Raw genomic sequence first — 12,689 nt, forward strand, 5'->3', positions numbered from 1 at the left:
CGCCTGGGACGCCCCGGCCCCGGCTGCGTTCGCACCACCGGCCGCCCGGCACGGTCCCGCACCAACCACCGCTCACCTGACTCGATCACGACCGTGACCAGCAGTGACCCGATACCACGAGTGGCCCTGCCCCCCTGTGGCCGCGTCGCGGACGCGGGCCACAGGGGCAGTCCGGGCCACCGGCCGGCACGGGGTCGCGTCAAGCGCCTGCGCCCTCGGTTGACTGACCCCTACGAGGACGGACTCAACGCCCGGAGCAACTCCGGCAGTTCACCGCTGTGGATGACGCCGAGTCGCTGCGTCGCCCGAGTGACGGCGACATAGAGATTCTTCGTTCCGTTCGGCGGGTCGGCCAGAATCCGGCCCGGCTCCACCACCAGCACCGAGTCGAACTCAAGCCCCTTGGACTGCTCCACGGTCAGCACGACCGCCACGGCGTCGAGGGCGGACGGCTCGTCGGCGAAGACGACCTGTTCGGTCTCGGCCAGCACCGTACGCAGTTCCGCCAGCAGAGCCGTGGGCACGATGATCGCGAGCCGGCCGTCCCCGACCCGGTCAGCCTCCTTCTCGATGATCCCCGGCAGTGCGGCCGCGAGGTCCGGGGCCTCGACCCGCAGGCTCCACGGTTCGGTGCCGGACGCACGAACGGCCCGGGGGGCGGTGAGGTCCGGATCGATGGCCCGGAGCACGTCGGCCGCGACCGCCATGATCTCGGACGGGGTCCGGTAGTTGATGGTCAGTTGTTCCTGGCGCCACCGCCCGGGCACGTACCGGTCCAGGGCCTCGTGCCACGACGCGGTTCCGGCGACGGCCCCGGTCTGCGCGATGTCCCCCACGATCGTCATGGATCTGCTCGGACACCGCCGCATGAGCACCCGCCAGGCCATCGGGGAGAGCTCCTGGGCCTCGTCCACGATGATGTGCCCGAAGGCCCACGACCGGTCCTTGGCCGCCCGCTCCGCCGTGGACATGAACTCGGGACCGCCGTGGTACTGCTCGAGAAGCTGTTCGGAGCTCAGCAGCCCCTTGATACCCATCTCCTCCAGCGCCTGCTCGGCATAGGCCAGCTCCGCCCGGTGCTCCGCAGCCGCGGCACGGGCCCGACGGATCTCCTCGGCGGTCTGCACGTCACCGAGCAGTTCGGCGGCCTCATCGAGCAACGGCACGTCCGAAGGGGTCCAGTACCGCTCTCCCCCACCGTCCTCCGGCGCCGCGCGCCACAGGGCGGCCCGCTTCTCCTCGGACAGATCAGGCGCCGCGGCGGCGAGGCGGTCGGGCGAGCTGAAGAGCTCGATGAGCAGTTGCTGCGGTGTCAGCACCGGCCAGAGCTGATGCAGGGCCGCTCGCACGTCGGGGTCCGCGCGCAGCTCCGTGGCGATGTCGGCGAGATCCTCGTGCCCGACCGCCCTGCTGCCGAGACTCTCCGCCGTCAACCGCGCGAGCCGAGTAATGATCTCCTTCTGGAAGACCCTGCGCGCATGATTGTGGGGCTGCCCCGACTCCAGCGCCGCAGCCCGCGCCCTTTCGCACACCGCCACCCCGAGCTCCACCACGTCCTCGTGGATGGTCCCGCGGTTCACGGTGATCCGTAGCGGGGCTTCCGGAACCCGCTTCAGGTTCTTCACCGCATTGGCCAGGACCTCCGCCATCTGCAGACTCCCCTTGACGGCAGCCGTGGCGGCGGGATCGGAGCCGACGGCGTTCAGGCCCGGATAGAGCTGGCCGACGCTGGACAGCAGGACGTCGTTCTCACCGAGCGACGGCAGAACCTCGTCGATGTAGCGGACGAAGGTGGGGTTGGGACCGACCACGAGGACGCCACGTTTGGACAACCGCTCTCGGAAGGTGTATAGTAGATATGCAGCACGGTGCAGCGCGACGACCGTCTTTCCAGTCCCTGGCCCACCCTGGACGACGAGAATGCCGGACAGATCCGCGCGGATGACGCGGTCCTGTTCCGCCTGGATGGTCGCAACGATGTCACGCATCCGGCCGGTCCTGCTCGCGGTGAGCGCAGCGAACAAGGCGGCCTCACCGTTGAGACTCTCCCGCTGATCGTCGTTGAGCGCATCCAGGTCGAAGACCTCGTCGTCGATGGCGATGACGTCCCGCTCCCGGGTACGCAACTGGCGCCGCCGCAGCACCCCAGCGGGCGCGGCCGGAGTGGCCCGGTAGAACCCTTCAGCAGCGGGTGCCCGCCAGTCGATCAGAAGCGGCTCGTGGTCCTCCTCGTCGAAGAGACTCAACCGGCCGACGTAGCGGCGGTCTCCGTCGACCATGTCCAGCCGGCCGAAACACAGCCCGTAGTTTGCGGCGGACAACTGGGACAGCCGCCGGGAGGACTTCTCCTCGGACACGTCGCGGTCGAACCGCGACTGGTGCGTGCCGCCGGCCTCCTGCAACTGAACCCTCTGTCGACGTTCGCTCTCACGATCGGCTAGCTGGTCGAGCCGCCGGTAGAGCGCGGACACGTACTCCCGTTCCTGTTCGAGCTCCCGGTGGCGGTAGCCCGCCGCCTCCGATTGCTCGTCCTTGGCTCCTGCCGCACCCTCGAATCCCAAAGCCATTCGCATCCTCACACGGGTCGATACGCAGCCGGCCCACTCCCCCGCTGCGAGCAACGACAGTAGCACCAGACATCAGTGGAAATCAGACAACGCGTCGACCTTGGCCCTCTGGCGGACGGTTTCGGCACACCGGTTCACCCCACCGTCCATGGTGGTCGGTGCCGGTCCTACTGTCCGATGACCGGCCAAGGTCCCGGCAAAGCCGCGGCAGTGCCGCGCCACTCACCGCCCGTACGGCCTGACCAGCGCTGATGCCAACGACCGCCTCGCGTCGTCCGGCACACCGTCAGGCGATCGCCACCGCCGCGACACGGCGGCCGTGCCCCTCGTCGCCTGCCCCGGTGGTCGGACGACCGCCGCCGGCATGCCCCGGAGGGTATCGGCTTTAGCCACAGCCTAAGCGGGCTGAAGAACCAGTCGGGATGGTGATGACATTCGATTACAAGGGGCGTGTTCATGGTTGATCGATGGTCATGGCGCGGGTACAGGTCATGCCTGCGATCGATCGTGCACCAGTCGGCGGACTGGCTGGAACGAATCGGTGCGGCATTCGCCTACTGCAATGTCTCGACCTTGGTGGTCTGGGGGCCGGGAGTCCTGCACGGACAGCAGCTGACCGGCGAGTTCGGCGGCGGTCCGGGCGGCGAAGCCCCGCTCACACCGGCGGAGTTGGCGGCGTGGTCGCGCCTGGTGAACGAGTTGCGGGCGTCTGGCGACTGCGACGAACATGCCTGAAGCCGCCTCCGGGACGAGGGTCACCTGTGCCAGGGTCCCGATGGAGGACAGCCGCCTCGCTCCAAAGCCGGCGGAGCTCGTCGACGAGGGACGCTACCACGCGCAGCATCACGGCTACCGAGCCGTTGGACAGCGCCTCGGGACCGAAGGGAAGCCCCATGTCCTCCACCGAAGAGCTCCTCTTCGAACTGGTTCGTAAGCACCACCGGGAAACGACCGCCCAGCGCGTTTTCGTTCCCGGGCAGACGCCGATCTGGCCGTCGGGTGCCTCACTGAACGAGGACGACCGCGTGGCATTGGTGGAGGCCGCTCTGGCGATGCGAATCGCCGCGGGGCCCAGCGCGCAGACGTTCGAGCGCTCGTTCGCCAAGGCACTGGGCCGCCGGAAGGCGCTGCTGACCAACTCCGGCTCGTCGGCGAACCTGCTCGCGCTCACCGCTCTCACCCAGCCCGAACTGGGGCGACGCCGGCTGCGGCCGGGCGACGAGGTGATCACGGTGGCGGCCGGTTTTCCGACCACCGTCAACCCGATCATCCAGAACGGGCTCGTGCCGGTCTTCATCGACGTCGAACTGGGCACCTACAACACGACAGCCGAACGGGTGCAGGAAGCGCTGACCAGCCGAACCCGGGCCATCATGATCGCTCACGCGCTGGGCAACCCGTACCCGGTGGCGGAGATCGCCGAACTGGCCCGCGCCGAAGGACTCTTCCTCGTCGAGGACAACTGCGACGCGGTCGGGTCGACCTACCAGGGTCGGCTCACCGGCACGTTCGGCGACGTCGCCACCACCAGCTTCTACCCCGCCCATCACCTGACGATGGGCGAAGGGGGCTGCGTACTGACCGATCGGCCGGCCCTGGCCCGGATCATCGAGTCGCTACGGGACTGGGGCCGCGACTGCTGGTGCGCTCCCGGCCAGAACGACACCTGTCACAAGCGGTTCTCACAACAGTTCCCCGGCCTGCCGATGGGCTACGACCACAAGTACACGTTCTCCCGTGTCGGCTACAACATGAAGACCACGGACATACAGGCCGCGCTGGGAGTGTCCCAACTTCGCCGGCTCACCGAGTTCGGAGAGGTCCGCCGGCGTAACTGGCGACGCCTGCGTGACGCCCTCGAGAACGTGCCGGGAATCCTGCTGCCCGAGCCAACGCCCGGCAGCGATCCCAGCTGGTTCGGCTTCATCATCACGGTGCTCGCGGACGCCGGATTTCGTCGCAGCGAACTGCTCGCCTTTCTCGAGGCACGCCACATCGGCACACGCATGCTGTTCGCCGGCAATCTGACTCGCCAGCCCGCCTACCGGGGGCAGCACTACCGTGTCGTCGGTGACCTGACCAACAGCGACATCATCACCGAACGGACGTTCTGGGTCGGGGTCTATCCGGAGCTGACCGCAGAGATGATCGACTACGTCGCCGCGTCCATTCGCGAATTTGCCGAAGATCGGGCCCGGTAGCCGTCGACGCGAGTCGGCAGCCTGGACCGCACGCACCGGCCGACCATCTGTACGCGTGGTCCACGCCGGGCGTGCGGTCGCGGCAGAACGATGCGGCCTACCAGACGACGGGCAGCCGGTCGAGACCGTACGTGTTCATCGCATCACGCGTATTCGTGTGCGAGTGGTCGGCTGCCAGCCGCAATCGGGGAAATCTGCGCAGCAGGGCGCTGATGGCGATGCGGATTTCCGCCCTTGCCAGGTTCTGGCCGATGCACTGGTGAATCCCGTGGCCGAAGGCGAGGTGGCTGCCTCGCGCACCGGCTTCCGCGAAGACGTTCGGGTCCGGGAAGTATCGCGCGTCGCGGTTCGCCGCAGACAGCGAGATGGTGCAGCATTCTCCCTTTTTGATGAGTACGCCGCCCAACTCCACGTCGGTCAGCGCGGTCCTGGTGACGAACTGGACGTTGGTCAGGTAGCGGAGGAGTTCGCCGACCGCCGCGTCGGAGAGGGCCGGACCGGCGGTCAACCGGCGTCGGAGATCCTCGTCCTGCAGCAGGAAGTAGGTGCTGAGGCCGATGGTGTGGGCGGTCGTCTCGTGGCCGGCGATCAGCATCATCAGAGCCAGGCCGGTCAGCTCCTGATCGTTCAGGTCGCCGTCAGCGATGAGCCGGCTCAGCAGGTCGTCAGCGGGCTCCCGGCGCTTCACCGAGACCAGCCGGCCCATGAGTTCGTGGGTTGCCCTGACCGACGCCGCCACATCATCCGCGGGCCGCTGCGGGTCGAGGGTCACCGCGCGTAGTCGCTGGAGCTCGTCCGCGAACTCGGGACCCGAGCCCAGGATATCCGAGATCACCTGCACCGGGATCGGGAGCGCGAATGCCTGCATGAGGTCGGCCGGGGGCCCGAGTCGTTCCATCGCGTCGAGGTACTCGGTGGTGACACGTTCGATCGCCGGCTCGAGCTGTCGTATACGACGGACCGTGAAGTACTGACTGAGCGGCTTGCGGTAGCGGGTGTGCTCCGGCGGATCCATGCCGATGAAGGCGCCGGGTGGCGCAGGCGTCGGTTTCAGCATCGTCGGCACCGGCGAGTGCCGCAGTTCATGACGCGTGCTGAAGGCGGCACTCGCCAGTATCGTCCGGGCCAGCGGATAGCTCGTCACCAGCCACCCGGTGTGGCCGTCCGGATAGGCCATGCTCACTATTTCCTGGCTCTCGGCGATCGTCGCCAGTTCGGCGGGCGGGTCGAAAGGACAGCCTCGCCGGGTGGGAAATTCGCGGAGGACATGCTGGTCGATTGTCATGGCTCTCCCTCGTCCGATCGACTGCTCGTCACAACTGGTTGTCGATGAAATCGAAAATCTCGTCGTCAGTGGCGGCGTCGATCTTGTCCAGGACGTCCGTCGCCTCGTCGTTGACGCGCGACGGCTCCGTGCCGATTCTTTCCAGGAATTCACGCAGTTGCGCCGCGACGGCCGCGCGCATGCCTCCGCCCGGCGTAGCGGCGACGATCGTCGCCTCCAGACTTTTGAGCTGTGACCGCACCGTTTCCACGGGATCCGGTTGATCCGGGATCAGCGTGGTCAGGAGTTGCTCCGCTATGGCTATCGGGGTGGGGTGATCGAAGACGAGCGACGCGGGCAGCCGGAGGCCCACCATCGCGCCCAGTCGGTTGCGCAGCTCGACGGCGGTCAGCGAGTCGAAACCCGCCTCCTTGAGCGGGCGCTTCCTGCCGATGGCTGTGATGTCACCATGGCCCAGCACGGCGGCCGCCTCCGTGCGCACCAACTCCACCACGACACTGTGCTGTTCCTGGGGCTCGAGACCGGTCAGCCGATCGGCCCAGGACGCCGCGACGGAGCCTTCCCCGCCCGAGGCACCGGCCGCCTGGCGCAGGCCGACACGGGAGTCACGGTGTGCCGGCGAAGAAGCTACGACACCGGTACGCCCCTGCGCGGCCTCTGCTGTGAGCCGGGCGGGCATCGCATAGGCACGCCCCGTGGCGAGTGCTCGATCGAACAGCGCCAACGCGGCCTCGGTGGAGATCGGCATGACACCCTGCTGCGCCATCCGCGCGACGCCGGACTCGCCGAGACTCGCGGTGATGCCACTGGGCTGCTGCCAGAGTCCCCAGGCGAGGGACAGTGCGGGCCGCCCGTTGATCCGCCGGCAGTGGGCGAGGGCGTCGAGGAACGTGTTCGCCGCGGCGTAGTTGGCCTGCCCGGGGCTGCCGAGGGTTCCTGCGGCGGAGGAGAACACGACGAACGCCGACAGGTCGACGTGTTCGGTGAGACGGTGCAGCTCCCACGCGGCGTCGGCCTTGGGCCCGAACACCGTTTCGAGGTGTGCTGGCGAGAGGGCGCCGACTGTGCCGTCGTGGACCACGCCGGCGGTGTGGATCACCGCGGTGAGCGGATGTTCGGCCGGTATCGCGTCGAGCAGGCTCGCCAGCTCACCGGGCTCCGCGATGTCGCGTTGCTCGATGGTGACGTCCGCTCCGAGGTTGGTGAGTTCGGTGATCAGTTGGGTGGCGTTGTGGGCGTGGGGGCCGTGGCGGCTGGTGAGTAGGAGGTGGCGTGCCTGGTGGTTGCTGACGAGGTGTTTGGCGAGGAGGCTGCCGAGCGCGCCGGTGGCGCCGGTGATCAGGACGGTGCCGTGTGGGTCCAGGGGTGGTGGGACGGTGAGGACGACTTTGCCGATGTGTTCGGCTTGACGGATGTGCCGGAACGCGTCACGGGCCGCGCGGATGTCGTAGGTGGTGACGGGTGGGGGGTGTAGATGCCCGTCGGTGAACAGGCGGATCAGGTCGGTGAGCATCTGCCGGGTGCGGGTGGGTCCGGCGTCGTGCAGGTCGAAGGGCTGGTAGTACACGCCGGGGTGGGTGGCGGCGATCCGGTCGGGTTCGCGGATGTCGGTCTTGCCCATCTCCAGGAACCGACCGCCGCGTGGTAGCAGCCGCAGCGACGCGTCGACGAACTCGTGGGTCAGGGCGTTGAGGACGACATCGACACCCGCACCGCCGGTGGCGTGGGTGATGGTGGTTTCGAAGTCCAGACTGCGGGAGTCACCGATATGGGCCGGGTCCAGGCCTTGCCGGCGTAGGGCCTGCCATTTCGGGTGGCTGGCCGTGCCGTACACCTCGGCGCCCAGGTGACGGGCGAGTTGGACCGCGGCGGTGCCGACTCCGCCGGCGGCGGCGTGGACGAGGATTTTCTCACCGGGCTGCAGGCGGGCGAGGTCGGTGAGGGCGTAGTAGGCGGTGAGGAACGTGATGGGTACGGCGGCGGCCTGCGGGTAGCTCCAGCCGCACGGGATACCGACGATCAACCGATGATCCGCGATCGCGGTGGTCGCCATGGCCTGGCTGAACAGTCCCATGACCCGGTCACCCACGGCCAGGCCGGACACGTCCGGGCCGACCTCGGTGACGACACCTGCCCCTTCACCACCGATACTGACCCGCCCCGGATACATACCCAAGGTCATCAACACATCACGGAAGTTCACCCCCGCCGCCCGCACAGCGACACGAACCTCCCCACTACGCAACGGACGCAACGCCTCCCGCGCCGCCACCAACTCCAACCGATCCAACGTGCCCGGCTCGCTCACATCGACCCGCCACGCCCCCTCACCCTCAGGCGGCGTCAAAGCATGATCGATACCCATCTTCGCCACCTGGAGGGCTGAGAAAACTCCGCGACGCATCGCGATCTGGCCCTCCCCCGCCAAGACGACCGTCAGCGCCTCGGGCAGGTGCCGCAAGGAAGACTCCTGGCCGTCGAGGTCGAGCAGCGCGAACCGGTCGGGGTTCTCCCGCTGCGCCGAGCGCACCAGCCCCCAGACCGGAGCCGAGCCGAGGTCCTGGAGGTGCTCCCCCTCGTCCACGGCGACCGCACCGCAGGTCACCACCACCAGCCTCGACTCGTCCAGACACTCGGCGCTCAGCCATTCCTGGATCAGCCCGAGGACTTCGCCCACCGCGACGTGCGCCGCCCTGATCGGCTCCATGGCGGGAAGCGCGCTGCGGGCGGCCAGGACCACGCTCGGTTGCGGCAGGCCCGCTCCGATGGCCGCGACCAGGGCAGCCAGATCGGGATGCTCGCTGGCCTCGACTCCGCTGGCCTCGAGCGCGAGAACCACTTCAGGCTGCTCCCCGAGGAGCGCCACGGAGCCGATGGGCGCCGGATCGGCCGGCGGAATGACCGGACTCCAGCGGACGCCGTAGAGGTCCCCGTCGTCGACTGCTCCGGCTGGGCGCAGCGTGAGGCTGTCCGTGGTGAGGATGAGTTGGTCTTGTGGGTCGGTGATGGTGAGTTCGATGGTGTGGTTGTCGTGTACGCGCAGGTGCACGCGCAGCGTGGTGGCGTCGTGGGCGTGGAGGGTGACGCCGGTCCAGGAGAAGGGGAGTTGGATGGTGGTGTGGTCGGGGTGGTGGAGGGTGAGAGCGTGTAGCGCGGCGTCGAGGAGTGCGGGGTGGATGGTGTGGTGGTGTGGGTGGGGGGTGGCAGGGAGGTGGACCTCGGCGTAGAGGTCGTTGTGGTGTTTCCAGGCGTGGCGTAGGCCTTGGAAGGTAGGGCCGTAGCGCAGGCCCCGCTGGTCGAGGTGGTGGTAGAGGTTGGTGGTGTCCAGCCTGCTGGCATGGGTGGGTGGCCAGACGGTGGCGGGGACGGCGGGAACGCCGGCGGTGCCGGTGGTGACCTCGGCGGTGACGTGGTCACTCCAGAGACCCGCCGTGGTGGTGTGCGCGCGGGAGCGGATGGTGCAGGCCCGATGGCCGGTGGCGTCCACCGGACCGATAACGAGTTGAATGTCGGTGGCGGTGTTATCGGACAGGGCAAGCGGCGTGTGGATGACCAGATCGGTGATGGTGTGATGACCGGTGTGGTGAGCGGCGTGCAACACCATGTCGACGAACGCGGTCGCGGGAAGCAGGCAGTGGTCCCCGATGGTGTGCTCGGCCAGCCACGACGGGGCGCTGGGATGCAGCGTGCCGGTGAACACGTGCGTGTCGTCAGGAAGTTCCAGCACGGCCGGTAGGAGCGGATGACCGGTCGGGGCAGCGTGAACAGGCACGACAGGGTCAGCGGCCAGCCAGTACCGATTCCGGGTGAACGGATAGGTGGGTAGGGGTACCGGTTGTTGTGGTGGTGGTGTCAGGTGGTGGTGCCAGGTGATGTGGTGGCCCCGGGTGTGGGCGGTGGTGAGCGTGGTCAGGAGGGTGCGGGTTTCGTCGTGGTGGGGGTGCAGAACGTTGAGGTAGACGACATCCTCACCCCGTCCGCTGTGGGTGAGGGTGTGTTCGGTGAGGTGGGTGAGGGTGGGAGCGGGACCGAGTTCGAGGTAGGTGGTGACGTGGTGCTGGTCCAGGGTGGTGATGCCCTGGTGGAACCGGACGGGTTGCCGGATGTGGTCGGTCCAGTACTCGGCGGTGGTGATGTGCTCGGGGTCGGCGACGTCGCCGGTGAGGTTGGAGATGATCGGGGTGTGGGGCCGCTGGTAGGTGACACGGCTGGCGATGTGGTGGAACTCGGTCAGGATCGTCTCGGTGTGCGGGGAGTGGAACGCGTGTCGGGTGTGTAACACCCTGCCCGCATGGCCCAGGGCGTGTAGCCGGTCAGCCACGGTGTGGGTGGCTTGCGGGTCACCGGAGATCACGGTGTTGGTAGGGGTGTTGTAGGCGGCGATACCGACCCGCGGGTTCAGATGTTCCTCGACCTGGGCGGGGGTGGCCTGGACACTGACCATGACCCCGGCCGGCAACGTGGCCATCAACCGGGCCCGAGCGGTCACCACAGCGGCAGCGTCGGCCAGTGACATCACCCCGGCCAGATGAGCGGCGCTCACCTCACCGACCGAGTGACCGATGAAATAGTCCGCGCGGAGTCCGTGATGTTCCACCAGCCGGTACAAGGCCACCTGGAGTGCGAACAACGCCGGCTGCGTGTAGGTGGTGTCATCCAACAGCCCCGCGTCAGGACCATCCGCGGCGGCGAACAACACCGACCGTAACGGCCGGTCGAGGTGAGCATCCAGATGGGTGCACACCTCGTCCAACACGGCGGTGAACACCGGCTCCCGGCCGTAAAGCCCCCGCCCGGCCCCTACCCGCTGGGAACCCTGACCCGTGAGAAGAACAGCGATCTTCCCCCCGGCCTCGGCATCCCCACACACCACCCGACCAGACACCACCCCCACACCCGGCTGTCCCACCGCGAACGCCCGCAACACCGCCTCACCATCACCAGCGCCGTCCACCACGACACCGGCACGGAAACGATGCTGACTCCGCGTCGTGACCAACGCGGCCCCGATGTCAACCGCCCGGTACCCGGGATGCGCGGCCACATGATCCGCCAACCGCAACGCCTGCGCCCGCAACGCCTCCACCGACCTCGCCGAAAACAACCACGGCACCGGTCCACCACCAGCGCCACCATCGCCGGCGCTGGTGCTGGTGCGGGTGTCACCGCCGTCGGTGGTGTCGGTGCCATCGCCGTCGTCGCTGGTGAGAGGTCCGGTGGCGGTGGGGGATCCGGTGTTGGTGGGGGTGGGGGGTGCTTCGAGGATGAGGTGGGCGTTGGTGCCGCTGATCCCGAATGATGACACCGCCGCCCGGCGGGGACGACCAGTGTCCGGCCACGGCACCGTCTCGGTGAGCAACGCGACCCGGCCGGTGTCCCAGTCCACGTGCGGGGTCGGGGCGTCCACGTGCAGCGTGGCCGGCAGCAGGCCGTGCTGGATGGCCTGCACCATCTTGATCACACCCGCGACACCCGCCGCGGCCTGCGTGTGGCCGATGTTCGACTTCACCGATCCCAACCACAACGGATGACCGTCGTCGCGGCCCTGCCCGTAGGTGGCCAGCAACGCCTGCGCCTCGATCGGGTCACCCAACGTCGTGCCGGTCCCGTGCGCCTCCACCACATCCACGTCCGTGGCGTCCACACCCGCGTTCGCTAACGCCTGCCGGATCACCCGCTGCTGCGCCGGACCATTCGGCGCCGTCAACTGACTACTGGCACCATCCTGATTCACCGCACTACCCCGAATCACCGCCAACACCGGATGCCCGTTCCGGCGTGCGTCTGACAGGCGTTCCAGCAGGACGATGCCGGCGCCCTCACCGAAGCCCGTGCCGTCAGCCGCGGCAGCGAACGGCTTGCACCGGCCGTCGGGTGACAGGCCGCGTTGGCGACTGAACTCGATGAACAACTGGGGTGTGGCCATGACCGTGACGCCACCAGCCAACGCCAGGTCACACTCACCCGACCGCAGCGCCTGACCCGCCAGGTGCAACGCCACCAACGACGACGAACACGCCGTGTCCACCGTGACCGCCGGACCCTCCAAACCCAGCGTGTAGGAAATCCGACCAGAGGCCACACTGCTGGAACTACCAGTGCTGATATAACCCTCAAAACCAGACGGAGCCGGCTGCAACCGAGACCCGTAGTCGTTGTACATCACCCCGGTGAACACACCGGTACGGCTGCCCCGCAACGTCTCCGGCGGGATCGCCGCACGCTCCAACGTCTCCCACACCGTCTCCAGCAGCAACCGCTGCTGCGGGTCGATCGCGAGCGCCTCACGAGGACTGATACCGAAGAACTCCGCGTCGAACTCGTCGGCGTCGTAGAGGAAACCACCCTCCCGGACGTAACTCTTACCCACCCGTTCGGGGTCCGGGTCGTACAGCCCCGCCAGGTCCCACCCACGACCCGTCGGGAACCCCCCGATCACATCCACACCATCGATAACCAGCCGCCACAACTCCTGCGGGGAATACACCCCACCCGGATAGCGGCAGCCCATCGCCACGATCGCGATCGGCTCACTGCTGGTCGACTCGGCCTGAAGCAGCCGCTGGCGGGTCTGATGGAGCTCGGTGGTAACCCGCCGGAGGTATCCACGGAGTGTTTCCTCGTTGCTCATCTACG

Annotated in this window: 5 protein-coding genes; 2 read left to right on the forward strand and 3 right to left on the reverse strand. The window is 68.1% G+C overall.

Translation table 11 applies throughout. The features are described 5' to 3' along the window. Positions 1-230 precede the first annotated feature (230 nt). On the reverse strand, positions 231-2,567 hold the full coding sequence (locus GA0070604_RS20665; RefSeq protein WP_091120924.1) for a HelD family protein: 2,337 nt from the start codon (positions 2,565-2,567) through the stop codon (positions 231-233). A 507-nt stretch (positions 2,568-3,074) separates the two neighbouring features. Here GA0070604_RS20665 and GA0070604_RS20670 point away from each other — a divergent pair. Both GA0070604_RS20670 and rfbH read left to right on the forward strand, forming a co-directional pair. Then, positions 3,075-3,302 carry a hypothetical protein gene (locus GA0070604_RS20670; protein WP_091120927.1) on the forward strand — a complete coding sequence of 76 codons (228 nt, stop codon included), beginning with the start codon at positions 3,075-3,077 and terminating at the stop codon, positions 3,300-3,302. Positions 3,303-3,460: 158 nt separating this feature from the next. Further along, positions 3,461-4,768, forward strand: coding sequence for a lipopolysaccharide biosynthesis protein RfbH (rfbH, locus tag GA0070604_RS20675; RefSeq protein WP_091120932.1), 1,308 nt, complete (start codon positions 3,461-3,463; stop codon positions 4,766-4,768). Positions 4,769-4,865: 97 nt separating this feature from the next. Here the strand turns inward: rfbH and GA0070604_RS20680 are convergent, their stop codons facing one another. Together GA0070604_RS20680 and GA0070604_RS33135 are read right to left on the reverse strand one after the other, a co-directional pair. After that, positions 4,866-6,053, reverse strand: coding sequence for a cytochrome P450 (locus tag GA0070604_RS20680; RefSeq protein WP_091120947.1), 1,188 nt, complete (start codon positions 6,051-6,053; stop codon positions 4,866-4,868). A gap of 28 nt (positions 6,054-6,081) precedes the next feature. Continuing rightward, positions 6,082-12,684, reverse strand: coding sequence for a type I polyketide synthase (locus tag GA0070604_RS33135; protein ID WP_091120950.1), 6,603 nt, complete (start codon positions 12,682-12,684; stop codon positions 6,082-6,084). Between the last annotated feature and the right edge of the window lie 5 nt (positions 12,685-12,689).

The sequence above is a fragment of the Micromonospora eburnea genome, from assembly GCF_900090225.1.
GTDB lineage: Bacteria > Actinomycetota > Actinomycetes > Mycobacteriales > Micromonosporaceae > Micromonospora > Micromonospora eburnea.